The sequence below is a fragment of the Mesorhizobium sp. LNHC232B00 genome (assembly GCF_000502435.1).
Taxonomy (GTDB): domain Bacteria; phylum Pseudomonadota; class Alphaproteobacteria; order Rhizobiales; family Rhizobiaceae; genus Mesorhizobium; species Mesorhizobium opportunistum.
The window spans coordinates 1-21,586 of record NZ_AYWP01000056.1; the positions used below are offsets into that span (position 1 = coordinate 1).

16 protein-coding genes and 3 pseudogenes are annotated in these 21,586 nt (G+C 63.4%); 7 read left to right on the top strand and 12 right to left on the bottom strand.

Features of this window, described 5'->3' with window-relative positions; all coding sequences use genetic code 11:
• Positions 1-927 (bottom strand): annotated as a pseudogene (gene hemA / locus X743_RS01000000169680) (5-aminolevulinate synthase); the annotation flags it as partial.
• Between the two features lie 277 nt (positions 928-1,204).
• Here hemA and galE point away from each other — a divergent pair.
• The 3 genes from galE to X743_RS138525 all read left to right on the top strand — a co-directional run bounded on the left by galE (position 1,205) and on the right by X743_RS138525 (position 5,378).
• The gene (galE, locus tag X743_RS138535; RefSeq protein ID WP_023769308.1) at positions 1,205-2,200 is read left to right on the top strand and encodes a UDP-glucose 4-epimerase GalE; all 996 of its coding nucleotides are present in this window, start codon (positions 1,205-1,207) and stop codon (positions 2,198-2,200) included.
• Positions 2,201-2,298: 98 nt separating this feature from the next.
• A complete protein-coding gene (locus X743_RS138530; RefSeq protein WP_023769309.1) occupies positions 2,299-3,549 on the top strand; it encodes a D-amino acid dehydrogenase in 1,251 nt (416 codons plus the stop codon).
• Between the two features lie 2 nt (positions 3,550-3,551).
• The gene (locus tag X743_RS138525; protein ID WP_023769310.1) at positions 3,552-5,378 is read left to right on the top strand and encodes an alanine racemase; all 1,827 of its coding nucleotides are present in this window, start codon (positions 3,552-3,554) and stop codon (positions 5,376-5,378) included.
• On the opposite strand, the gene X743_RS138520 is transcribed toward X743_RS138525, so the two are convergent.
• From X743_RS138520 to X743_RS138490, 7 genes are all read right to left on the bottom strand, one after another.
• Positions 5,379-6,755 carry an FGGY-family carbohydrate kinase gene (locus X743_RS138520; RefSeq protein WP_031258826.1) on the bottom strand — a complete coding sequence of 459 codons (1,377 nt, stop codon included), beginning with the start codon at positions 6,753-6,755 and terminating at the stop codon, positions 5,379-5,381. It lies immediately after the preceding gene.
• Positions 6,752-7,069, bottom strand: coding sequence for an L-rhamnose mutarotase (rhaM, locus tag X743_RS138515; protein WP_023769312.1), 318 nt, complete (start codon positions 7,067-7,069; stop codon positions 6,752-6,754). The genes X743_RS138520 and rhaM overlap by 4 nt, the downstream gene beginning before the upstream one ends.
• Positions 7,069-8,064, bottom strand: coding sequence for an ABC transporter permease (locus X743_RS138510; protein WP_023769313.1), 996 nt, complete (start codon positions 8,062-8,064; stop codon positions 7,069-7,071). Before X743_RS138510 ends, rhaM begins: the two co-directional genes overlap by 1 nt.
• Complete coding sequence (locus X743_RS138505) at positions 8,061-9,038, bottom strand: ABC transporter permease (protein ID WP_023769314.1); 978 nt, start codon at positions 9,036-9,038, stop codon at positions 8,061-8,063. Before X743_RS138505 ends, X743_RS138510 begins: the two co-directional genes overlap by 4 nt.
• A complete protein-coding gene (locus tag X743_RS138500; RefSeq protein WP_051508650.1) occupies positions 9,035-10,591 on the bottom strand; it encodes a sugar ABC transporter ATP-binding protein in 1,557 nt (518 codons plus the stop codon). Before X743_RS138500 ends, X743_RS138505 begins: the two co-directional genes overlap by 4 nt.
• A gap of 117 nt (positions 10,592-10,708) precedes the next feature.
• Positions 10,709-11,704, bottom strand: a complete 996-nt coding sequence (rhaS, locus tag X743_RS138495; RefSeq protein ID WP_023769316.1) for a rhamnose ABC transporter substrate-binding protein — start codon at positions 11,702-11,704, stop codon at positions 10,709-10,711.
• A 55-nt stretch (positions 11,705-11,759) separates the two neighbouring features.
• Positions 11,760-12,563: a DeoR/GlpR family DNA-binding transcription regulator gene (locus tag X743_RS138490; RefSeq protein WP_013897232.1), complete on the bottom strand. Its 804-nt coding sequence runs from the start codon at positions 12,561-12,563 to the stop codon at positions 11,760-11,762.
• A 184-nt stretch (positions 12,564-12,747) separates the two neighbouring features.
• On the opposite strand from X743_RS138490, the pseudogene X743_RS1000000174205 reads away from it, so the two are divergent.
• From X743_RS1000000174205 to ggt, 4 genes and pseudogenes are all read left to right on the top strand, one after another.
• Positions 12,748-13,194 (top strand): annotated as a pseudogene (locus tag X743_RS1000000174205) (bifunctional rhamnulose-1-phosphate aldolase/short-chain dehydrogenase); the annotation flags it as partial.
• Between the two features lie 30 nt (positions 13,195-13,224).
• Positions 13,225-14,961: pseudogene (locus tag X743_RS138485) on the top strand (bifunctional rhamnulose-1-phosphate aldolase/short-chain dehydrogenase); the annotation flags it as partial.
• A 93-nt stretch (positions 14,962-15,054) separates the two neighbouring features.
• Positions 15,055-16,347, top strand: a complete 1,293-nt coding sequence (rhaI, locus tag X743_RS138480) for an L-rhamnose catabolism isomerase (protein WP_023769318.1) — start codon at positions 15,055-15,057, stop codon at positions 16,345-16,347.
• Positions 16,348-16,611: 264 nt separating this feature from the next.
• Positions 16,612-18,348 (top strand): gamma-glutamyltransferase, encoded by a 1,737-nt coding sequence (gene ggt, locus X743_RS138475; protein WP_023769319.1) that lies wholly within the window; start codon positions 16,612-16,614, stop codon positions 18,346-18,348.
• Between the two features lie 110 nt (positions 18,349-18,458).
• On the opposite strand, the gene X743_RS1000000173835 is transcribed toward ggt, so the two are convergent.
• From X743_RS1000000173835 to X743_RS138455, 4 genes are all read right to left on the bottom strand, one after another.
• A complete protein-coding gene (locus X743_RS1000000173835) occupies positions 18,459-18,800 on the bottom strand; it encodes a hypothetical protein (protein ID WP_013897228.1) in 342 nt (113 codons plus the stop codon).
• A 602-nt stretch (positions 18,801-19,402) separates the two neighbouring features.
• The gene (locus X743_RS138465) at positions 19,403-19,852 is read right to left on the bottom strand and encodes a hypothetical protein (RefSeq protein WP_245264357.1); all 450 of its coding nucleotides are present in this window, start codon (positions 19,850-19,852) and stop codon (positions 19,403-19,405) included.
• A gap of 284 nt (positions 19,853-20,136) precedes the next feature.
• Positions 20,137-20,577, bottom strand: coding sequence for a hypothetical protein (locus X743_RS138460; RefSeq protein WP_031258831.1), 441 nt, complete (start codon positions 20,575-20,577; stop codon positions 20,137-20,139).
• A gap of 190 nt (positions 20,578-20,767) precedes the next feature.
• Complete coding sequence (locus tag X743_RS138455; RefSeq protein ID WP_023769324.1) at positions 20,768-21,025, bottom strand: hypothetical protein; 258 nt, start codon at positions 21,023-21,025, stop codon at positions 20,768-20,770.
• Positions 21,026-21,586 lie beyond the last annotated feature (561 nt).

A 21,586-nucleotide genomic window follows, 5' to 3' on the forward strand; every position in this document is an offset into this window, starting at 1 on the left:
TCTGCTTGGTCCGGCTCGCCTGCTGCTGCTGGGCGTCGCGCTCGGCCTGCGAACCCTTGAGATGGCGGATCGAAGTGGTGGCCGCGGCGGCGATCGCCGGCGGCAGCGCCGTGGTGAAGATGAAGCCCGGCGCATAGGAGCGCACCGCGTCGATCACCGCGCTGGTGCCGGTGATATAGCCGCCCAGCGTGCCGAACGCCTTGGCCAGCGTGCCTTCGATGATGTCGATGCGGTNCGCTCGGTGATGCCGCCGCCGCGCGGCCCGTACATGCCCACCGCATGGACCTCGTCGATATAGGTCATGGCGTTGTGGCGCTCGGCCAGTTCGACGATCTCTTTGATCGGCGCGATGTCGCCATCCATCGAATAGACGCTTTCGAAGACGATCAGCTTGGCGCGTTCGCGGCCCGCCGCCTGCAGCAGGCTTTCCAGATGCGCGACGTCATTGTGGCGGAAGATCTTCTTTTCGGCGCCCGAACGCCGCACGCCCTCGATCATCGAGGCGTGGTTCAACTCGTCCGAAATGATCAGGCAGTTGGGCAAGAGCCGGGCGATGGTCGAGATCGAGGCTTCGTTGGAGACGAAGCCGGAGGTGAAGACCAGGCCTGCTTCCTTGCCGTGCAGGTCGGCAAGCTCGTGCTCGAGCTCGACCAGCGGGTTCGAGGTGCCGGAAATGTTGCGGGTGCCGCCGGCGCCCGAGCCCATCTTGCCGGCCGCGTTCTGGAACGCGGCGATGACGTCGGGATGCTGGCCCATGCCAAGATAGTCGTTGGAGCACCAGACGGTGATTTCCTCGGCGCGGCCGTTGGACCGCCATATGGCGCGCGGGAACTTGCCCGCGATGCGCTCGAGATCGGCGAAGACGCGATAACGCCGCTCGGCATGGAGCTGGTCGATCGCTTCTTCGAAGAACCGCTGGTAGTTCATGTCGGCTTCCCAATTTTGCGCGGGATCATAGTCATTGGCCTTTTGGCCGTCCACCGGGCCGCTTTGGTCAAAATGCCACGCCCCGCACCTGTTCCTAACGATCCCGGATCGTGGCCTATTCCCTCCACGGTACCCCTTTGGATCACTTTTGTTTCAGCTCGATGCCACATCAAGTGAACGCCGGTTACCTAGGGGACTAATGGCCATCCGCCAGGCTTTCCAGTAAGGCGGTTGTTGAGACAGTTTCCGATAAATCTTGGGTAAGCGAGGACTTGGGATGGCGGTTTTGGTGACAGGCGGCGCCGGCTATATCGGCAGCCATATGGTCTGGGAATTGCTGGATGCCGGCGACAGCGTGGTCGTTCTCGACCGTCTGTCCACCGGCTTCGAATGGGCGGTGGCGCCGGAGGCAAAGCTGGTCGTCGGCGATGTCGCGGACGAGGAATTGGTCGGTTCGATCATCAGGGACAACAAGGTCGACGCCATCATCCATTTCGCCGGCTCCATCGTCGTCCCGGAATCGGTTGCCGACCCGCTCGCCTATTACGAGAACAACACCTCGAAGACGCGCACGCTGATAGAAACTGCGGTGCGCGAGGGCGTGCCCAATTTCATCTTTTCCTCGACCGCCGCCGTCTATGGCGGCGCCGGATTGGAGCCGGTGCGCGAGGATGCCCGCCTGGCGCCGGAATCGCCCTATGGCCTGTCCAAGCTGATGAGCGAATGGATGCTGCGCGATGCCAGCCTCGCGCACGACATCCGCTATACCGCGCTGCGTTATTTCAACGTCGCCGGCGCCGATCCCAAGGGCCGCACCGGCCAGTCGACGCCCGGCGCCACCCATCTTATCAAGGTCGCCTGCGAGACCGCGCTCGGCAAACGCCCCTTCATGCAGGTGTTCGGCACCGATTATCCGACACCGGACGGCACCTGCATGCGCGACTACATCCATGTCAGCGACCTGGCGGCGGCGCATCGCCTGGCCCTGCAGCGGCTGCGCGCCGGGGGCAAGAGCCTCGTCGCCAATTGCGGCTACAGCCATGGCTATTCGGTGCTCGAGGTCATCGGCAGCGTGCGCCGTGCCTTCGGCCATGATTTTGAGGTGAAGATGGGCGACCGCCGGCCCGGTGACGCCGCGGCGGTGGTTGCCAATTCGGACCTCGCCCGGGCTGAACTCGGCTGGACACCGCAGCGCGACGATCTCGACCAGATCGTTGCCGACGCGCTCGCCTGGGAACGCATCCTGACCGGCAAGAACTCCTCGCGCGGCTGAGTCAGCCCCAAGGGCTCGCAAGCCACCCGGCGAAGCGCTATGGAAGGCATTCGCGGAGGGCGCGGACGCGCTGCGCCGTGTCCAGCTTGGGGGATGGCATGAAGATAACGGTGCTCGGAGCCGGCGTTGTCGGTACGGCGGCGGCCTATTACCTGGCCGGCGATGGCCACGAGGTCACCGTGATCGAGCGCCACGCGGCGCCGGCGCGCGGCACCAGCCAGTCGAATGCCGGCCTGGTGTCGCCGGGGGATGCCACCGCCTGGGCCTCGCCGGCGGCATTGAAGACGTTCCTGCGCGCGCTCTACAACCACGATCTCGGCATCAAGGTGCGGTTGCGCTTCGATCCCTATTTCCTCGCCTGGAGCCTGCGTTTCCTGCGCCAATGCACCGTGGCGCGCCTGCGCGCCAACAGCCAGGTCAAGCTGCGCCTGGCGCTCTATTCCAGGGATTGCATCAACGCCATCTCCGCCGAAACGGGCATCCATTACGACGAGCGCAAGAAGGGCATCCTCTATTTCTTCCGCTCGCAGCACAGTCTCGACACCGGCACCGACAATTACCGCTATCTCGCCGAGCATGGCCTGCCGATCGAGATCGTCGGCCGCGAGCGGCTGGTGGAGCTTGAACCGGGTCTTGCCGGCGTGAAGGAAAAGATCGCCGGCGGCGTCTATTCGCCGATCGACCAGACCGGCGATTCCCGCCAGTTCGTCGAAAAGCTCGCCGCTCATGCCGCCGAGAAGCTTGGCGTGAGATTTCTCTACGGCACCGCGGTCGAGGGGCTGGACATCGAGGGCGACCGGGTGCGCGCGGTGATGACCTCGGCCGGACCGATTGCTGGCGATGCCGTGGTCATTTCTATGGGACCGGAGAGTGGTCTGCTCGGCCGCCGTTACGGCATAGACCTGCCGGTCTACCCGGTGAAGGGCTATACCGCGACCATTCCCCTGGAAGACGAGAGCAAGGGGCCGACCATGGGCGGTGCCGACGAGGATCAGCTGATGGCGTATTCGCGCCTTGGCAATCGATTGCGGTTGGCTTCGACTGCCGAATTCACCGGCTTCGACCGCACCCACAAACCCAGCGACTTCGCGACCATGTTCAGGACCGGCAAGGATCTGTTCCCCGGCGCCTTCGACGAGAAGAAGGCCGAACTCTGGGCAGGCCTCAGGCCAATGATGCCGAATTCCGTGCCGGTCATCGGCCAGGCGCGTTACAAAAACCTCTACCTTGACACCGGCCACGGCCATGTCGGCTGGACCATGGCCTGCGGCTCTGGAAAATTCCTTGCCGACCTTGTCGCCGGCCGCAAGCCGGAGATCGACCCGCAAGGGCTGGTTTACAGGGGCTAGAGATGTCGGGACCGCAAGTCGCCATCGACCTTGGCCGCATCGAGCGCAACGCCCGCACCATCGTCGACCGCTGCGCGCTGTCCAACATCAAGGTTTTCGGCGTCACCAAGGGCACCTGCGGCATGCCGCAAGTGGCGCGCGCCATGCTGCGGGGCGGCGTTGCCGGCATCGCTGAATCGCGCTTCGAAAATATCCGCCGGCTGCGCGACAGCGGCATCAACGCGCCGATCATGCTCTTGCGCAGCCCGCCGATGGCGCGTGTCGAGGAGGTGGTGCGCACCGTCGACATCAGCCTGCAGTCGGAACTCGCCACTATCCGCGAGATATCGCGCATCGCCGAGCGCATGGGCCGTATCCACGACATCATGCTGATGATCGATCTCGGCGATCTACGGGAAGGCATCTGGCCGAACGACCTTATCCCGACGGTGGAGCAGATCCTGCAATTCAAGGGCGTGCGCATTGCCGGCATCGGCACCAATCTCGGCTGTTTCGGCGCCATCATGCCGACGCCGGAAAACCTCGGACAGCTCGTCTCCCATGCCTACAAGACCGAGCGCCTGTCCGGCAAAAGTCTCGACTGGATCTCGGGCGGCGCCTCGTCGTCGCTGCAACTGCTGCTTGACGGCAAGCTGCCCGCTGGCATCAATAATCTCAGGGTCGGCGAGGCGATCCTGCAGGGCGGCATCGAGACCTTCCGCGACGTGCCATGGGCTGAACTCGAGCCCGATGCCTGCCGGCTCACCAGCGACATCATCGAGGTCAAGCTCAAGCCGTCGCGGCCGATCGGATCGTCCGGCTATGACGCCTTCGGCAACCAGCCTGTTTTCCCCGATGAGGGCGACAGGCTGCGCGCCATCGCCAATATCGGCCGCGAGGATGTGCTGGTCGAGGGCCTGACGCCGATCGCCAAGGGAATACGGGTGCTCGGCGCTTCGAGCGATCATCTGCTGCTGGATGTGCAGGACGCCGATCCGCGCCCCACCGTCGGCGACCGGGTCGCCTTCCGCATGAGCTATGGCGCCATGCTTTTGGCGATGACTTCGGAATATGTCGAAAAGGCCCCGATGCACGACGTCGAGGATTTTTCCGGCCGCAAGATGGTGTCGATCTCGGCGGAACGGGAAGCCGCCGGCATCCTGGCCCGGGAAGGCACTGGCGCGCGGCTGGAAGCGATCAGTTTCGACGTCGTCGAGCTCGCCGACATCGAGCGGCCGCCCTCGGGGCTGATCCGGCTCGCCGCCGGCGCCGACCGCCGCGTTGCGCACAAGGCGCTGACCGCGACGGCGCGCGCGACGCATTCCTTTGGCCTTATCTGGATCGACTCGGTCGCTGCCTTGATGCCCGAGGACGAAGAGGGGATCGACCTGCCGGAGGGCTCGGTGCTGGCGCGTGCGCTCGGCCTCGACCACAAGGCGGGTGCGATGCAGCCGCAGCTGTCGCCGGAAAATGTCGTCATCATTGGCCTGCGCCATGCCGATCCGGCCGAGGCGCGGGTGCTGAAGGATTCGCGCGTCTCGGCCTTCACCATGACCGACATCGATGCCATGGGCATGCGCGACCTGATGCACGAGGCGATCCGCATCGCCACCTCGGGAACGCAAGGTTTTCATGTCAGCTATTCGCCCACGGTGACCGAGTTTGCCGGCTGGGCGGCCGGTTCCGGCGGATTGACCGTGCGCGAGACGCACCAGGCGATGGAGGCAATCGCGCTCTCCGGCAAGTTGCTGTCCATGGACGTTTCAGGCCTGACGGCAGGCCTCGAGCCCAGGATCGGTGCCGACCTGGTCAACTTCGTCATGTCGGCCTTCGGCAAACGGATCCTGTGATCAACCCCGCGCTTCGACCGCCGCGCGCCAGGCATTGACATAGCCGGCCCAGGCCGCGCTGGTCGGCGGTTCAACCTGCTCGCCTTTGCCGTGCGCTGTCACCTGTTTCGTTGCCAGCAGCGCCGCGCCGATGCTGGTGCCGGTGGCGGCCTCCGAGGCAATGACGGTGCGCCCTGTGACCGCCGCCAGCATGCCGACAAACAGCCGGTTACGGGCGAAGGGCCCCTCGACGGTGGTCGGGCCTTCAGCGCCGATCAGGTCGAGGCAGGTCGCCGTCATCAGCGCCAGATAGAACGAGATGGCGGCGAAGCGCTGGCCGCTGTTCATGTCGTCGGCATCAAGCCATGCCGCGGCCTGATGTGGGAACGGCCCCGACCCCTTCTGGGTCGACGGCAGCAGCAACGTCCTTCGCGCCAGTACGGCGTCGACATCTTCCTCGGTCCAGTTCTCCGGCTGGCCTTCCGTCAACAACGAAAATTCGCGCCCGCCCATGAAGCGGGCCGAGGGAACGGGATCGCCGAGCGCGTTGACATTGACCAGCGTGTCGCGCGCCGGGTCGAGCGTGACCTGTTTGCCGCCGACCGCCATCGACACCACCCAGGTGCCGGTCGAGACAACCGAAAACGGTGGCGCGTCGGATAGAAGGTGCGGCAGCAGCGATGCGTTGGAATCGTGCAGGCCGCAAAAAACAGGCGTTTGCGGATCGAGCCCGGATCGCGCCGCAAGCGCGGGCAGGATCGGGCCGAGGCGATCCCTGGCCGGCCGCACCGGCGCCATCAGCGCGCGCCAACCCAGCCTGTCGACCAGCGACGAAAAATCCGATTTCCACGGGTTCCACAGATCGGTGTGGCAGCCGAGCGAGGTCACCTCGTTGGCGGCGGTGCCGGTCAGCCGCAAGGCCCAGTATTGCGGATACATCAGCACGGCGGCGGCTTTTGCGAATTCGGCCGGGAAGCCTTTCTGCTGCCAGAAGAATTGCGCTCCGAGATTGAGGCCGAGCGGCAGGCGCGGCGTGCCGGTCTCGGCGAAGGGCGGGCGGACAGCGTCATAATCCGCCGCCAGCCTGTCGGGGCCGTCGAACTCATAGTCGAGCACAGGCAGCACCAGTTCGCCCGCGGCATCGACCAGCACGCCGGTCGCGCCATGGGTGGTGATGGAGATGGCGTCGATGCCCTCTTGGAGGTTGAGACTTGCCAGGCTGTCGAGGATGAAGGTCCACAGCGCTTCGACATCGTGATGTGGATAAGGCGCCTGGCGCACCGGGGCATTCGCCACGCGGCGCAGCGCAACCTCGCTCAGCGTTGCGAGATCGACCAGCGCCACCTTGGCGTTGGTCTTGCCGATGTCGATCACGGCGATGTGACGCATCGCACTCATTCCATATGGAACACGGTTTCCAGCGGCACCGCCACCGGCTCGTTGTCCGGCTTGGTCTCCATGAGGTCGGCCATATCAGCCCACCAGCGCTGCATCACCGGATGGCCGGGCAAATCGTCCATGCCGTGGTCGTCACGCCGCCACAGCACGCCGAACAGAATGTTGGTCTCCTCGTCAAGGTGAATCGAATAGTCGGAGACGCCGGCCTGCTTCAACAGCGCGACCAGCGACGGCCAGATTTCGTCGTGGCGCTTCTGGTACTCGGCCTTCATGCCGGGCCTGAGCTTCATCTTGAACGCGTATTTCTCAGGCATCAGCGTCCCCCGCGCAGCCGCCGCCAGACGATCGGCAGCGCGATGACGATGATCAGCAGCAGGCCGATGAAGATCGACATGACGATGCCGGGCACGTTGAGCAGGCCGAGCCCGAAGGTCACCAGTCCCATGATGAAGGCGGCGAGCACGACGCCCAGGATGCTGCCGGCGCCGCCAAGGATGCTGACGCCGCCCAGCACCACCATGGTGATGACTTCGAGTTCATAGCCCTGCGCGATCGACGGCCTTGTCGAGCCGAGCCGCGAAGTGATCAGCACCGAGGCAATGCCCGCCATCAGTCCGGTCAGGCAGAACAGGGTGAATTTGATGCGGCCGACGCGCACGCCGGAAAACTGCGCGGCGACCGGATTGTTGCCGATCGCAAAGACGCGGCGGCCGAAGCTCGTGCGATGCAGCAGGAACCAGTAGATGACGGCGGCGATGAGGAAGAGCACCAGTTCGAACGACACCACCCACCAGACGTAGCCCTGGCCGAAGAAAGCAAAACTCTCGGGATAGCCCTTGTAGGCCTGATCGCCGAGAATGATGAAGGCGATGCCGCGAAACAGGCTCATCGTGCCGATGGTGACGACGATGGAGGGCAGGCCGAGCCTTGTCACCAGCAGCCCGTTGAAGGCGCCGCAGCCGAGCCCGACGACGATGCCGATCAGCACCAGCACAGGCGTTCCGGCACCGGCCTGCACCGCCATGCCCATCATGGTCGAGGAAAGCGCGATGATCGCCGCCACCGACAGGTCGATTTCGCCGGAAATGATCAGCAGCGCCATGGCAAAGGCGATCAGCCCCTTCTCGGTGAAGTTGAAGGTCAGGTCCGAGAGCGAATAGGGGTCGAGGAAATAGGGCGAGGCGAAACTGTTGATGGCAAAGATGGCGACCGCCACCACGACCAGCAGCGCTTCCCACGAAAAGATCGCCGAGCGGAACGGCTTGTCCAGCCGGTCTGGAATGTGGCGCGGGGCAGGGATGTCGGTCATGCCGCCTCCGCCTTTCTCAGGATTATGCGGCCCTGCTGGCGTTCGCCGCGCGCGTTGAGCACGACGGCGAGGATGATGGCGCTGCCCGAGATCGCCATCTGCCAGAAGGGCGAGATGTTGATGACCGGCAGAGCGTTGGAGATGATGCCGAGGAACAAGGCGCCGAGCACTGCACCGCCGACCGAGCCGATGCCGCCGGCGATCGAAATGCCGCCGATGACGCAGGCGGCGATGATGTTGAGCTCATAGCCGTTGGCGACCTCGACCGAGGCGATCACATAGCGCGAGATCCAGAGATAACCGGATAGCCCGCCGACCATGCCGGAGATGCAGAAGACGATGAATTTCGTGCGGCCGACATCGATGCCGGCATAGACCGACGCCGTCGGGTTGACGCCGATGGCGTAGATCGAGCGGCCGAGGGCGGTGCGCGTCATCACAACGAAGAACAGCGCGATGACCAGAATGGCGATCCAGGACAGCACCGGTATGCCGAGGAAGGCCGCACGCTGGAAGCCGATGAATTCGGGGCTCATCTTGTCGGCATTGACCCAGGCGCCGCCGGACAGCACGAACGTGGCGCCGCGATAGATGGTCAGCGTGCCCAGGGTCACCACGATCGAGGGGATGTTCAGACGCCACACCAGCAGACCGTTGATGGCGCCAAGCACCAGCCCGACGGCCAGCGCGATGACGATCAGCAGCGGGATCGGGATCGCCGGATGCGCGGCGTTGAGCATCGCCACCACCATGCCGGTGAAGCAGAGGTTCGACGCCATCGACAGGTCGATCGACCGGGTCAGGATGACCACCATCTGGCCGAGCGCCAGGATCATCAGAATCGAGGTGTCGTTGAACACCTGGCGCAGATTGCCGGGATCGGCAAAGGCCGGGAAGCGCGTCGAGATCAGCCCGATCAAAACGACGATCGCCGCAGCCAGCCAGATTTCGCGGTATTTCAACAAAGCCTTCATGCCGCGATCCCCGCTGCCGTCCGGACCAGCGTCTCGGCGTCCAGTTCCTTGTTGTCGTAGACCGCCGCGACCAGCCCTTCGCGCATGACGACGACGCGGTCCGACATGCCGAGGATTTCGGGAAGCTCCGACGATACCATGATCACCGACAGGCCTTGCGCCACCAACTCGGCCATGAAGCCGTGCACCGCGGCCTTGGAGCCGATGTCGATGCCTTTGGTCGGCTCGTCCAGGATGATGACCTTGGGCGCGGTCGCCAGCCATTTGGCGATGACGATCTTCTGCTGGTTGCCGCCCGACAGCGTGCCGACATCCTGGCTGAGCGAGGAGGCACGGAGGTCGAGCCGTTCCGTGTAGGAGCGGGCGAGCGAAAACTCTTCCGCCAGCCGCAGCAGGCCGGATTTGGAGGTGCGCTTGAGTGAAGGCAGCGAGACGTTCTGGAAGATCGGCAGGCCGATCACCACGCCTTGCTTGCCGCGCTCCTCCGGCACATAGACGATGCCGGCCTCGATCGAATCCGCCGCGGATTTCGGCGCGATCGCCTTGCCGTCCAGCGTGATGGTGCCGCTCGAAATGCGGGTGATGCCTGAAATCGCCTGCATCACCTCGCTGCGCCCGGCGCCGACAAGGCCGTAGAAGCCGAGGATCTCGCCCTTGTGCAGTTCGAAGCCGATGTCGTTGAATTCGGTTGGATGCGAAAGCCCGGAGACGGAGAGCACCGGCGCGCCGATCTGGGCCTTGCGCTGCGGAAAGATGTGATCGACCGAGCGGCCGACCATCATGCGCACGATCTGGCTCTGGGCGGCATCCCTGATCAGGCCTTCACCGACCATCTCGCCGTCGCGGAACACCGTGTAGCGATCGGCGATCCGATAAATCTCGTCGAACTTGTGGCTGATGAACAGGATCGCCTTGCCTTGTTCCTTGAGAAACTCGATGAGCAAAAACAGCTCCTCGATCTCCTTCATCGAAAGCGCGGCGGTCGGCTCGTCCATGATGACGATCTGCGCGTCGATCGACATGGCGCGCGCCACGGCGACGAGATGCTTGTTGGCGATACCGAGGTCCTTCAGCCGGGCGTCGGCGTCGATATGGCCGGCGTGCATGGTATCGAGCACTTCGCGTGCATTCTTGCGCATCGTACGCCAGTCGATGCTGCCAAATCGCGTGCGCGGAGCGTGGCCGAGAAAGATGTTTTCGGCAACGCTCAGATCGTCGAACAGCACCGTTTCCTGATGGATGGCGGTGACGCCATGGCCGAAGGCCGCATGCGCGCTGGGCAAGGTGACCGGCTGGCCATCTATGCTGATCGTGCCCGCGTCGGGCTGGTAGATGCCGGTCATGATCTTGACCAGCGTCGACTTTCCGGCACCATTCTCGCCGATGAGCGCTGTCACCTGGCCAGGATAGAGCGACAGGCTGACATTGTGCAGCGCCCGCACGCCGGGAAAGCTCTTGGAGATGCCGGACAGCGTCAGGCGTGGGGCTGCCTTACCCTCCTCCTTGTGGGGAGGGTCGCGAACAATTTGAGCGGGGTGGGGGTCTACTAGCATATCAAGGTCCTGGTGCATGGAGATGTCGCCACCCCCACCCCGTCTCGCCTGCATCGCTTCGCGAAGCCGGCTCGCCGACCCTCCCCACAAGGGGGAGGGTAGTGCGAGCGTCCGAGATCAATAGATCTTGGAGAACTTCTCGATGTTGGACTTGTCGAACTGGAAGGGCGGAGCCATCGCAGCCGAGTTGCTGTCGTCGAGCGTGACCTTGCCGACGCGGCCGATCGACAGCGTCGCACCGGGCTTGGCCTCTTCCTTCTTCACCGCCAGGTCATGGGCGAGGTAGACGGCGGAGTAGCCGAGGTCGATCGGGTTCCAGAGAGCCACCGCCTGGCTGGCGCCGTTGTCGATGAACTTCTTGAACTCGGACGGCAGCGCGAGGCCGGTGACGTTGACCTTGCCGATCAGGTTCGCGTCGGTGACGACCTGGGCGGCGGCGACGACGCCGACGGTGGTCGGCGCGATGATCGCCTTGAGGTTCGGATAGGACTTCAACAGGCCCTTTGCTTCGTCGGTGCTCTTGGCCGAGTCGTCATCGCCATAGACGGTGGCGACCAGTTTGATCTTGGGGAACTTCTCCGGCAGGATTTTCTTGGCCGCGTCGATCCAGGCGTTCTGGTTGGTCGCGGTCGAGGAGGCCGACAGGATGGCGACGTCGCCGCCTTCCGGCAGATAGTCGGCGGCAAGCTTGATGATGGTCTCGCCGATCAGGCCGGTGTCGGACGGGTTGAGGTGAAGCTGGCGGCCTTCCTTGGCGACGCCCGAATCCCAGGAGATGACGGTGATGCCGCGCTCCATGGCCTTCTTCAGCACCGGCACCAGCGCGTCGGCGTCGTTGGCGGAAATCGCGATGGCGTTGACCTTCTGCGCGATCAGCGAATTGACCACTTCGATCTGCGCCTCGGCGGTCGCTTTGGTCGGGCCGGTGTAGATGATGTCGACATCGCCGAGTTCCTTGGCCGCCTCTTCGGCGCCCTTGTTGGCGGCATCGAAGAAGCCGTTGCCGAGCGACTTCACCACCAGCGCGATCTTGACGTTTTCGGCGTAGGCGGCATTCACGAACATGGCGGCGGAAAACGCCGCCGTAACCATCAATTTCTTCAGAAAGCTCATCGAATTTCCTCCCTTGAGCGTTGCATTCCATCGCCGCTGCGGGCGTGAGTTGGACTCAGGCCTGCAGCGAAGATTCTTCCTTTGCCGATTTGCGGGCGACGATCAGCGTCACCCCCGCGGTCTCCAACATCTTGGCTTCGCGATCCTCGATGCCGTCATCGGTGATGACCGTGGCGATACGCGACAGGCCGCACAGGATCAGGCTGGAGCGCTTGCGGAATTTCGAGGAGTCGACCAGCACCACCAGCTCGTCGGCCTGGTCGATCAGCTTCTGCTCCGCCTGGATCAACAGCGGATCGCCTTCCATCAGGCCGAGCGGCCCCAACCCTTGAGCACCCATGAACATGCGGCGCGCGTAGAAATTGCGCGTCACGTCATTGTCGAAGGGCGACAGGATGATGTTCTGCTCGCGGTAGATCGTGCCGCCGGACAGCATCACCGTGTTCTTGGAATGCTTGAGCAGATGCTCGGCGATCGGGAATGAATTGGTGAAGATCGGCATGCGGCGGCCGGTCAGGAAATGCACCATCTGGAACGTCGTGGTGCCGCCATTGATGATGATCGGCTCGCCATCCCCGCACAGTTCGACCGCTTCACGCGCAATCGCTCGCTTCTGCGAAGCGTTGATCGTTTCGTTGACGGAAAAGGGCCGGCCGGCGAGCCCGATGAACTGAGGCGGCGAGATTGCCTCGGCGCCGCCGCGCACTCGCCGCAGCCGCTTCTGGACATGCAGTGCCGCGATATCACGCCGGATCGTCGCCTCGGAGGACTCCGTCAGGTCGACCATCTCCTGCACCGTCACCACAGGCTTTTCCTGGACGGCGGACAGAATGATCCTGTGGCGCTCTTTTTCGTGCATAGTTCCTCCCTGCCTGGCCATCTAGGCACTCAAAACGAGCAGTGTCAATCATTTCCGATCATATAATTTCATTGTGCAGTGCAATATGATCGATCTTGATCGTTTATGATTGACAATCGGCCTGCTTGCGTAGACATTCCCGGCAAAATGGACTGCGCCCTTTTGCGTCCCAGGGAGGATACCTATGCTCGACAAGCGCTCCGGCTCGCGCCTGGCCAATCTGTGGGATGATGCGAAAGCCAAGGGGATGAGCGACCCTGAGCTTCTGGTCTATCGCTCGAACACGCTCGGCTCCGACAAGCGCGTCACCAACTATGGCGGCGGCAACACCTCCTCCAAGATATGGCAGAAGGATCCGCTCAGCGGCGAGACCGTCGAGGTGCTCTGGGTCAAGGGCTCCGGCGGCGACAGCGCCTCGATCAAGCTCGATGGCTTCGCCACGCTCTACATGGACAAGTTGCGCGCGCTCAAAGGCCTTTATCGCGGCGTCGAACATGAAGACGAGATGGTCGGCTTCCTGCCGCACTGCACGTTCAATCTCAATCCGCGCGCGGCCTCGATCGACACGCCGCTGCATGCCTATGTGCCGAAGCCTTTTGTCGACCACATGCATCCCGATGCCATAATCGCCNTGTGGTCGGTGAAGGGATGCAGATGGTGCGCGGCGTCGATCGACACGCCGCTGCATGCCTATGTGCCGAAGCCTTTTGTCGACCACATGCATCCCGATGCCATAATCGCCATTGCCGCCGCGAAGGATTCCAAGGCGCTGACCAAGGAAATTTTCGGCGACGCCATCGGCTGGTTGCCATGGAAGCGGCCGGGCTTCGAACTTGGCCTGTGGCTGGAGAAATTCTGCATTGAAAACCCCGAGGCCAAGGGCGTCATCCTGGAAAGCCACGGCCTGTTCACCTGGGGCGACACGCCCAAGGAATGCTACGAGACCACGATCTCGGTGATCAACCAGGCGATCGAGTGGTTCGAGCGCCGCTCCGAGGGCCTCGCCATATTCGGCGGCGAGGTGGTGAAGTCGCTCGACGCCGCCGCACGCCGCGCCATCGCGGCGAAACTGATGCCGAAAATCCGCGGCCTGATCTCGGAAAAGAGCCATAAGCTCGGCCATTTCGACGACCAGCCCGCCGTGCTCGAATTCGTCAACTCCAGGGATTTGCGCTCGCTGGCTGCACTTGGCACCTCGTGCCCGGACCACTTCCTGCGCACCAAGATCCGCCCGCTGGTCATCGAGTTCGATCCGGCCAAGCCCGATGTCGATGCCGTCATCGCCCGCCTCGCCGACGACATTGCCGCTTATCGTGTCGGCTACCAGGCCTATTACGACAGCTGCAAGCATGCGGACTCGCCCGCCATCCGCGATCCCAACGCCGTCGTCTACCTGATGCCCGGCGTCGGCATGTTCACCTTCGCCGGCGACAAGGCCACCGCGCGCATTTCGGGCGAATTCTACGTCAACGCCATCAATGTCATGCGTGGCGCGTCGACCGTCTCCTCCTATGTCGGCCTGCCCGCGCAGGAAGCCTTCGACATCGAATACTGGCTGCTCGAGGATCTGAAGCTGCAGCGCATGCCCAGACCGAAGTCGCTCGCCGGGCAGATCGCGCTGGTCACCGGCGGCGCCGGCGGCATTGGCCGGGCAACGGCCAACCGCCTGCTGCGCGAAGGCGCCTGCGTGGTGCTGGCCGACATCGACGAGGCCGCGCTCGCCAGCGCCAATGAGGAACTGGCGAACGCCTACGGAAAGGATTTCGTCCGGCCAGTGGTGATCAACGTCACCTCGGAGGGCCAGGTCGTCGCGGGCTTCGCCGAGACGGCGGTCGAGTTCGGCGGCATCGACATTCTTGTGTCCAACGCGGGTCTCGCCTCCTCGGCGCCGATCGAGGAGACGACGCTGGCGTTGTGGAACAAGAACATGGACATCCTGTCGACCGGCTATTTCCTGGTCTCGCGGGAGGCATTCCGGCTGTTCAGGGTGCAGAAGATCGGCGGCAACGTCGTCTTCGTCGCCTCCAAGAACGGCCTTGCCGCCTCGCCCAACGCCGCCGCCTATTGCACCGCCAAGGCGGCCGAGATCCATCTCGCCAGGTGTCTCGCGCTGGAAGGCGCGGAAGCCCAGATCAGGGTCAACGTCGTCAACCCGGATGCGGTGCTGCGCGGCTCGAAGATCTGGACCGGCGAGTGGAAGGAACAGCGCGCCGCCGCCTACAAGATGTCGACCGACGATCTGGAAGAGCACTACCGCTCGCGCTCCATGTTGAAGCGTTCGGTGTTTCCCGAAGACATCGCCGAAGCGATCTACTTCTTCGCTTCCGACATGTCGGCCAAGTCGACCGGCAACATCGTCAACGTCGACGCCGGCAACGCGCAGAGTTTTACGCGCTAGGCCTTCTTCCTTCTCCCGTTCACGGGGAGAAGGTGGCCCGAAGGGCCGGATGAGGGGCAGCGCTGACGGAACGCATTTTGGGAGGAATAGCAGTTGTCCGAAACCATCATCTCCACCGAAATCGTCGAAAAGGACAACGCCGCGCGCAAGGCCAACCTCGAGCGTGACTACGCCTCGCTTGGCGAACGCCTTGACCGTCGCGGCATCGCCATCGACGTAATCCGCGACAAGGTCGAGAAATTCGCGGTGGCGATCCCGTCCTGGGGCGTCGGCACCGGCGGCACACGCTTTGCCCGTTTTCCCGGTGCCGGCGAACCGCGCGACATCTTCGACAAGATCGAGGATTGCGCCGTCATCCAGCAATTGACACAGGCGACGCCGACCGTCTCTTTGCACATTCCGTGGGACAAGGCCGATCCGAACCGGCTGAAGCAGGCGGCCTCACGCTTCGGTCTCGGCTTCGACGCCATGAATTCCAACACCTTCTCGGACGCCAGGGACCAGAAGCTGTCCTACAAATTCGGCTCGTTGTCGCACGCCGACGCCGGAACGCGCCGGCAAGCGGTCGAGCACAATCTCGAATGCATCGAGATCGGCAGGACGCTGGGCTCCAAGGCGCTGACGGTGTGGATCGGCGACGGCTCGAACTTCCCGGGCCAGGTGAATTTCGCCAAGGCGTTCGAGCGCTATCTCGACGCCATGAAGCAAATCTATGCCGGGCTGCCGGCGGACTGGAAGCTGTTCAGCGAACACAAGATGTACGAGCCGGCCTTCTATTCCACCGTCGTGCAGGACTGGGGCACCAACTACATCATCGCCAGGGAGCTGGGCGACAAGGCCTTCTGCCTGGTCGACCTTGGCCACCACGCGCCCAACGTCAACATCGAGATGATCGTGTCGCGGCTGATCCAGTTCCGGAAACTCGGCGGCTTCCACTTCAACGATTCCAAATATGGCGACGACGATCTCGATGCCGGTTCGATCGACCCCTACCGGCTGTTCCTGGTCTTCAACGAACTGGTCGATGCCGAGATCTCCGGCGCCGAAGGTTTCGACCCCGCCCATATGCTCGACCAGAGCCACAACGTCACCGATCCGATCGAAAGCCTGATGCTGTCGGCGGTCGAGGTGCAGCGCGCCTATGCGCAGGCGCTGCTGGTCGACCGCAAGGCGCTCGAAGGCTTCCAGGAGGCCAATGACGCGCTGATGGCGACGCAGACGCTGAAAGCGGCCTACCGCACCGACGTGGAGCCGATCCTCGCCATGGCGCGGCTGAAGACCGGCGGCGCCATCGATCCCGTCGCCGCCTACCGAGCGGCAGGCTACCGCGCCAAGGTCGCGGCGGACCGTCCGGCGGTGGCTGGCGGGAGCGGCGGGATAGTGTAGCCCATAGTTCGACGTTTCAGTCGATCCGACAGCGGCGAGGACAGCACTTGAGCACCCCCCTCTGCCCTGCCGGGCATCTCCCCCGCAAGGGGGGAGATTGGTCGCTTCATCGGCGGGGCTCTTCCTGCAACGTCGGAGATTGGCGGGGGGAGATGTCCGGCAGGACAGAGGGGGGTGAAGGATCGCCACCCGTTATTATTGGCTGGACTAACCCACCCCAAGAGGCTCTTCTAGGCGTACCCCTCACGCTCCCGGAGGCACGCCATGCCGCTCACCCGCAGAACGCTGATCGCCGTCAGTCTATCGTTGATGCTTATCCTTCAATCGGTGGCGGCTTTCGCCGCCTCGCCGGCGCCGGCGAAGGGCGAACACGGCATGGTGGTGACGGCCCAGCACCTGGCGTCGGAAGTCGGCGTCGAGGTGTTGAAGAAGGGTGGCAATGCCGTCGATGCGGCGGTCGCGGTCGGTTATGCGCTCGCCGTCGTCTACCCGAACGCCGGCAATATCGGCGGCGGCGGGTTCATGACCATCCGCTTCAAGGACGGCAGGTCGACCTTCCTCGATTTCCGCGAACGCGCGCCGCTGGCGGCGACCAAGACCATGTATCTGGACAAGGACGGCAAACCGGTGAAGGGCGCGAGCCTCGATGGCTACCTCGCCGTCGGCGTGCCGGGCTCGGTGGCCGGCTTCGAGATGGCGCGTGAAAAATATGGGACGCTGTCTCGGCAAGACCTGATGGCCCCGGCGATCACCTATGCCAAGGACGGCTTCGTCCTCAACCAGGGCGATGCCGCGTCCCTTGCCGGCAATGCGGAGCGGCTGGCCAAGGATCCCGCCGCGTCCGCCATTTTCCTGAAGCCCGATGGCAAGCCCTATGGCATCGGCGAGCGGCTGGTCCAGCCTGATCTTGCCGCCTCGCTCTCGGCGATCTCCGACAAAGGTCCTGATGCATTCTACAAAGGCCCCATCGCCGACGCCATCGTCAAGGCAAGCGGCGCCAAGGGCGGCATCCTGGCCAAACCAGATTTCGAGCAATATGCGGTGCGCGAACTCAAACCGGTGACCTGCAGCTATCGCGGCTATGAGATCACATCCTCGCCGCCGCCAAGCTCGGGCGGTGTCATCATCTGCGAGATCCTCAACGTGCTGGAAGGCTATCCGCTGTCCTATCTCGGCGCCGGCTCGGCCGAGACGGTCCATGTCATGGTCGAGGCCATGCGCCATGCCTATGTCGACCGCAATTCGGCACTCGGCGATCCCGATTTCGTCGACAACCCGGTCTCCAAGCTTCTCGACAAGGCTTACGCCAAGGACATCCGCGACAAGATCGATCCGTTCCGGGCCGGGGTCTCGCAGGACCTGATGCCGAAGGGCTTTGGCGAGTCGAAGGAGACGACCCACTACTCCATCATCGACAATGACGGCAATGCGGTCGCGGTGACCTACACGCTGAACGGCTCGTTCGGCGCCGGCGTCGTCGCCGACGGCACCGGCATCCTGCTCAACAACGAGATGGACGATTTCACCCAGAAGCCCGGCGTGCCCAACCTTTATGGGCTGGTCCAGGGCGAGGCCAATGCGATCCAGCCGAAGAAGACGCCGCTGTCATCGATGAGCCCGACCATCGTCGCCAGGGACGGCAAGCCGTTCATGGTCATCGGCAGCCCGGGCGGCTCGCGCATCATCACCATCACGCTGGAAGCGATCGTCAACGTCATCGACCACGGGATGAACATCCAGGAGGCGATCGACGCGCCGCGCATCCACCACCAGTGGCTGCCCGACACGGTTTACATCGAACCGTTCGGACTGTCGCCGGACACCGAAAGGTTGCTGGCCGGCATGGGCTATCACCTCGATCTGAGCGACAAGACCTGGGGCCAGGCCGCCGGCATTCTCGTTGGCGGCAAGAGCCTGGCGGAAATCCAGAAGGGCGGCGGCGCGCGCTATAATGGCGCCATCGACAGCCGTGCCGTGTCAGGCGAGGCGCTGGGATATTGACAGGCCCGCGGCCTGTCCCGTCCCGGACGAAACCGGGTTCGCATTTCGGGATTGCGCTCTGGTTGCGGCCCGGCCCGGGCCGTCAAGTAACCGCCGTCAATTAATCGTCGTCAGGTCACCAGCGTGATCGTCGATGCGATCAGCATCAGGGCGGCGATGGCGACGAACAGCGCGTAGATGCGCGGCCGGTCGAGCAGAAGTGCGTTTCCGGAGATCCACGCCGATGTGGCGCCGCCCAGCGCGAAGAGGAAGCCGTTGCGGTGGCCGAAGGTCATCGATGCGGCCATCAGCCCGCCAATGATCAGGGCGCCGAACACGATGATCACGGCGACCGCGTATTTCTCGAAATCGTTGTTACCGATCCCCGGCCCGATCGCGTTCAGATTTGGCAGGTCGTCCGGATCGAAAGGGTTGGCCGACCCATACTCGTCTTGACCTAAGGATTCTCGCATCACTCGTTCTCCGCTGACCGGCAACAAACCATCAACACTTGCCGAGCGCAACCCGATCGTATGTCCCCCTAGGTGCTGAATGCCATCTTCAACACGTTCCAGCGGCGCTCGTCACTGTCTTTTCGGGCACATGACTTGACGATCTGGCAATTAGCGCCCGCGTTGGGCAATGCCAGGGATGAATTCGGTTTCCGCTCTTCGCGACTGCGGCCGCGAGTCGCAGCGCCGGGTCTGTCGCCGGAATGGTGGCCTCCTGGAGCATCTTAAATCTTGGCTATGAAGGTCATGTTTCATAGTCAACCGGCATTGGTCGCTCTAGGCCAGGGTCCGCAGACAGGCATCGCACGTTGAAAGCAGATAAGGATAACCGGCTGAGTAGGGCAGCCGGTCGCCCCTGCGGTCGGATGACCCGGCGCGGCGCGCTGGCGCTGTTCGTGCTGCCTTTGGCCGCAACCATGGCTCGGCCGGCTGACGCAATGCACGCCGGCGAGAACCACATGTCGATCCTGCCTGTGACAGTCAACCGAGCTGTGCAGCCGGCGTTCGCGGTGCGGCAAGGGAATATCGCCGCTGCCGAACCCCTGCCTCGGTAAGAGGCGCCGTCATTCCTGTGAAGGGGGCGCGCTCAATCGACGATAGGGGATGCCATCGAATCTTGCCGTCACAAAATCCGTTACGGACATCCTGCGCTTGCGTCCGTCGCTGCAGGCGTAGACCGGCCAACCGGCATCGCTGCATTCGCTGGCGGCGCAGATGCGCGCCAGGCAGTTACCGATCGTGAGCCGGAAGCCGCCCTTGCCGGCGAAGCCTTGCAACAAGCTGCCATCCGCCGAGCGCCATGTCCGCGCACGGAATTCCGCCCGCAAAAGCGATGGTTCGAGAGCGACCGCAAGATTGGTTTCGCCGGCACGCCCTGCGAACTGCAGACGGAAATGCGCCATTGCAGTCGTGTACGCGGTCACAAGATCCGATTCGCGAAAATAGGCGATCGCCAGATTGGAGCGGTCAAGCAGATGAGACATGCGCTCGGTTGCTTCTACCGGCGTCAGCAAGGCAACAAAGACAAGAAAGGCGAAGCAAGCTCGCGACATTTTCCAGCAGCCATATCGATCCCGGCCTGCCGGTGTGGCCCCGGTTGCCCTCCCGCAACATCCCGCCAATCGTCGCCCTGCGCAAGCCGCTTGCTGAGGCAGTTCAAAGGTGGCGTAGTGTACAACTCGCAAGGCCACCAGTTAAAGGGCTTGGAGCCGAAGGCGATGACGACGAATTTGCGCGGGCTTGGCGAGGTGCAGGCGGCGTTTGCGATAAGGAGGACACCTACCGCCAGACAGGTTTCTTAGCCGGCGCGGGCCGGCGGCAGTTCGAACAGATTGGCGCCGTTCTCCTGGCCGCGCTCGACATAGCCGATGATGTGAAACCACCTGGCGACATCGGGTCCTTGGAGCCAACTGCGCGAGTGGATGGGAAGGTTACCGGCGAGAGCCTGGATATGCCTTATATGCCGCTTGCAGAAACGGACGGTCGAGGCCCGGAAGAAATCATCCTGCGCGGCGAACAGCGTATCGGCGGCGTCGCTGCTTTCATGCCAGGCGATGATTGCCATGGTCTTCTCGCCCTCGGCCAGCGCGTGCGCGCGGCCCTCCTTCAAATTCATCATCAGGTTGTCGTAGGCGATCTTGCTGTCCTTGCCGGCGGCGACGTATTCGTCCGACATCCGCTTGGAGAGACCACGAAAGACGTCCTCGAGATCGCCGAGCGTAGCTGCGCGTGCTCTCATTTCACCTCCTGCAGCCCCAAGGGAAGTTTGCCCTAGGGTTGAGGGGGCGCCAAGCAAATTGAATCCCGATACGGGCTGATCAGAGCAAAGCCATTCCGCCAGATCGCGGGCGAAGTCGCAACGGGGTCTTGGGGAGAAGGTCGACAGTCGCGACGCCGCCAACCGCTCCACGCGGTCGGCCATGTTTGCCTCAGCCAGCTTTGCCAGTGCGTGCCCGACTTCCTGCGCCGAGTCGTGCCGAAGCCTTCCGGGCTGGCGGATCGATCTTCACCATCTGTCGCTTGGCCTCGCTCACCCGGCGTTGAGCAGACCGTATCCGGCCGCACAACGCCAAGCTGATGCCGACGCCGCAATCGTCTCCGAGCAATTCTTCAGCGCGTTCGAGATCCAGCTTCGCCCGGCTGACACTCTGCCTGGCCTTGGCCAGTTCCATCTCCAGCAGATCCATTCTTCCGCTCCCATTTGGGTTGCGGTCCCTTCGCTTCGTTAACCGCGGCTGATCGCGTTGGTTCCGACAACGACTAATCACGGATGGCGAATTACATATTTGAAGCTGGCCTGATGGGTGGCCGAGGTCGATATTCCGGCCTCTGCCGTGGTTTGAGCGGAACATCGGCCAGCGATACCCGCACCGGCTTGCCGGGCAGCGATGGCACGGCAGCAGCCTGACGCTTGCGCAGCGCGGCTGACAGCTTGGAAACGAAGTCTCGTATCTCCATGGGCGCTCCTCCCGAGCAGCCCCCCGAAGCTTGCATACACTACCGCGGCAGTCTCTGCATTTAACTTTGATGTACCGGCAGGCGCTTCGCGAACCGGCACCCCGGGGACCAAACGGGAAGGCTCAGCTGCGATCCTGCATCTGTGCCTTCTCAAGGTACGACAAAAAACCAAACCCAGTGTGGCTGCTCAGGGTGAGGCAAGTATCTGAGATTGCTTTGCCCTTCCCGAGAGATGGGTGACAGTTCATTCCGGATAGATGGGTTACACTTTCGGCCCTTTGCAAGGAGAG

Bases quoted from the DNA above. Each gene is read 5' to 3' on its own strand.
- galE (WP_023769308.1), top strand. From the start codon at position 1,205: ATGGCGGTTTTGGTGACAGGCGGCGCCGGCTATATCGGCAGCCATATG.
- X743_RS138530 (WP_023769309.1), top strand. From the start codon at position 2,299: ATGAAGATAACGGTGCTCGGAGCCGGCGTTGTCGGTACGGCGGCGGCC.
- X743_RS138525 (WP_023769310.1), top strand. From the start codon at position 3,552: ATGTCGGGACCGCAAGTCGCCATCGACCTTGGCCGCATCGAGCGCAAC.
- X743_RS138520 (WP_031258826.1), bottom strand. From the start codon at position 6,755: ATGAGTGCGATGCGTCACATCGCCGTGATCGACATCGGCAAGACCAAC.
- rhaM (WP_023769312.1), bottom strand. From the start codon at position 7,069: ATGCCTGAGAAATACGCGTTCAAGATGAAGCTCAGGCCCGGCATGAAG.
- X743_RS138510 (WP_023769313.1), bottom strand. From the start codon at position 8,064: ATGACCGACATCCCTGCCCCGCGCCACATTCCAGACCGGCTGGACAAG.
- X743_RS138505 (WP_023769314.1), bottom strand. From the start codon at position 9,038: ATGAAGGCTTTGTTGAAATACCGCGAAATCTGGCTGGCTGCGGCGATC.
- X743_RS138500 (WP_051508650.1), bottom strand. From the start codon at position 10,591: ATGCTAGTAGACCCCCACCCCGCTCAAATTGTTCGCGACCCTCCCCAC.
- rhaS (WP_023769316.1), bottom strand. From the start codon at position 11,704: ATGAGCTTTCTGAAGAAATTGATGGTTACGGCGGCGTTTTCCGCCGCC.
- X743_RS138490 (WP_013897232.1), bottom strand. From the start codon at position 12,563: ATGCACGAAAAAGAGCGCCACAGGATCATTCTGTCCGCCGTCCAGGAA.
- ggt (WP_023769319.1), top strand. From the start codon at position 16,612: ATGCCGCTCACCCGCAGAACGCTGATCGCCGTCAGTCTATCGTTGATG.
- X743_RS1000000173835 (WP_013897228.1), bottom strand. From the start codon at position 18,800: ATGCGAGAATCCTTAGGTCAAGACGAGTATGGGTCGGCCAACCCTTTC.
- X743_RS138460 (WP_031258831.1), bottom strand. From the start codon at position 20,577: ATGAGAGCACGCGCAGCTACGCTCGGCGATCTCGAGGACGTCTTTCGT.
- X743_RS138455 (WP_023769324.1), bottom strand. From the start codon at position 21,025: ATGGATCTGCTGGAGATGGAACTGGCCAAGGCCAGGCAGAGTGTCAGC.